Raw genomic sequence first — 2,212 nt, 5'->3', positions numbered from 1 at the left:
ATCGCCTGCCTGTTCCTGCGGCATCTGCGGTTGCAAGCCGCCGGTCGGGGAAAAAGATGCGGGGGGACCGCCGCCGCACCCGCGCTTGCCAGCCATTCGGCGCATGCTGCTTGATCATCTGGCACACGCCATGCGCCTGCGATGTCCATTCTGCCGGGCCCGCTTCACCCTTGGTTCGATGAGGGGAGTGCCAAAGTAGTGCTAGAGCACCGGACAGGAACCCGGATTCAACGGGTTCTCTCTGAGGCGAAGCTGTGATTCCCTTCTGACCAGGAGGTGGATCATGACCCAGAGCTACTCTCTCGACTTGCGTGTGCGGGTGGTAGCGTTTGTTGAAGCCGGCCATTCTTGGATTTGCTTCGCTTAAGTGGAGAGCGGTTTGCTAGCTATCCGGCCAGCCTTTCGAACTGAACCGGACTGACATAATCGAGTTTTGAATGGCGTCGAACGGGGTTGTAAAAACCATCGATGTAACGCCCAAGCGCGTCCTTGGCCTCGGCTCTGGTCTCGAAAACGGTGCGCCAGACCAGCTCAGATTTCAAGGTCTTGAAGAAGGTCTCGACAACGGCATTGTCGAAGCAATTGCCTTTCCCTGACATTGAGATCTGGATGCCGTGTTTCCTCAACTCGGCCTGATAGGCTGTCGAGCAATATTGGGCGGATTCAAACGGTCGTCGCAACACCCTGAAGGAGGAAGTTGCGATGGGCATTCGAAAGCGACGGTCGCATCGGTCTGGACGAGCGCCATTGCCTTCACCGGGTCGGCCACCTGTGGCGGGACGCGATGAGAGAAGGCGGTTTTGGCAGGCTATCGCAGCAGGAATGAGCAGCGAGAATGCTGCGGTCGAGGCCGGTGTGTCGCAGCCTGTCGGGACCAGATGGTTCCGAAAGGCAGGTGGCATGTCCCCAGCGATGTTCAGACCTTCAGCAAAGCCGCTCTCCGGTCGGTACCTGTCGCTGCTCGAGCGTGAGGAGATTGCGCTTCTGCGGGTCCAAGGCCATTCCATGCAGGCGATCGGGCGCCGGCTCGGCCGATCCGCCTCGACGATCTCTCGTGAACTGCGGCGCAACGCAGCCACCCGCAGTGGTGGGCTGGAGTATCGCGCGACGACCGCCCAGTGGCATGCCGAGCGATCGGCCCGCCGCCCAAAGCCGACGAAGCTTGCTCTCAACGCAACCTTGCGTACTTATGTGGAGGAGAGATTGGCTGGCGTCGTCGTTGCTCCGAGCGGTGTTCCCATTCCCGGTCCTGCCGTGTCCTGGAAGGGCCGTCGGCATGGCCAGCGACAGGATCGACGCTGGGCCAGAGCCTGGAGCCCGGAACAGATTGCTCGACGCCTGCCGATCGAGTTCCCGGACGACAAGACCATGCGCATCAGCCATGAAGCCATCTATCAGGCCCTCTTTGTCCAAGGCAAAGGAGCGCTGCGCCGCGAACTCACGGCCTGCTTGCGAACAGGGCGAGTGTTGCGGGTGCCGAGAGCGCGAGTCCGCCGGCGCGGCAAGAGTTTTGTCTCGCCCGAGATCATGATCAGCCAGCGTCCTGCTGAAGCCGCTGACCGGGCGGTGCCAGGCCACTGGGAAGGAGACCTCATCCTGGGCCTGGGCAGCTCGGCGATCGGCACATTGGTCGAGCGCACAACGCGCTTCACGATGCTGCTGCATCTTCCCCGCTTGGCGGGCCACGGTGATGCGCCACGCATCAAGAACGGGCCGGCGCTGGCTGGCCATGGGGCCGAGGCTGTGCGCGACGCGATCACGCGCACCATCATCACCTTACCCGAAGAGCGGCGCCGATCGCTGACCTGGGATCAGGGAGCCGAAATGGCTCAGCATGCTCGTCTCAAGATCGATGCGGGCGTCCAGGTCTACTTCTGCGATCCGCAAAGCCCATGGCAGCGTGGCACCAATGAGAACACCAACGGACTGCTGCGTCAGTACTTCCCGAAAGGCACTGATCTGAGTACGCACAGTGCCGCGGAGATCGCTGCCGTGGCGGCCGCCCTCAACTCAAGGCCGAGGAAGACGCTGGGCTGGAAAACTCCTGCAGAGGCGCTTGACGAGTGGCTGCGGGAGGTCAACAAAATCCGTGTTGCGACGACCGTTTGAATCCGCCTTGACTGCCGCGATCCGCATGATGGATCAGGCCCGCTGATGGTCGTCGGATCGCCAGAGCCTTGCGCAGCGCCTCCAGCGCCAGCTCCTTGTGGAG

Annotated in this window: 1 protein-coding gene and 1 pseudogene; one reads left to right on the top strand and one right to left on the bottom strand. The window is 62.1% G+C overall.

Annotated features, from left to right (window positions below):
* Window positions 1-386: 386 nt before the first annotated feature.
* Window positions 387-659 (bottom strand): annotated as a pseudogene (locus tag DC522_RS33210) (IS3 family transposase); the annotation flags it as partial.
* A gap of 43 nt (window positions 660-702) precedes the next feature.
* Here DC522_RS33210 and DC522_RS33205 point away from each other — a divergent pair.
* Window positions 703-2,109, top strand: a complete 1,407-nt coding sequence (locus DC522_RS33205) for an IS30 family transposase (protein ID WP_165820440.1) — start codon at window positions 703-705, stop codon at window positions 2,107-2,109.
* The last annotated feature ends 103 nt before the right edge of the window (window positions 2,110-2,212 follow it).

The sequence above is a fragment of the Microvirga sp. KLBC 81 genome (assembly GCF_003075415.1).
In the GTDB taxonomy this organism is placed as follows: Bacteria; Pseudomonadota; Alphaproteobacteria; order Rhizobiales; family Beijerinckiaceae; genus Microvirga.
Note: the sequence above shows the minus strand (reverse complement) of the source record. Positions and strands in the feature narration are given on the sequence as shown.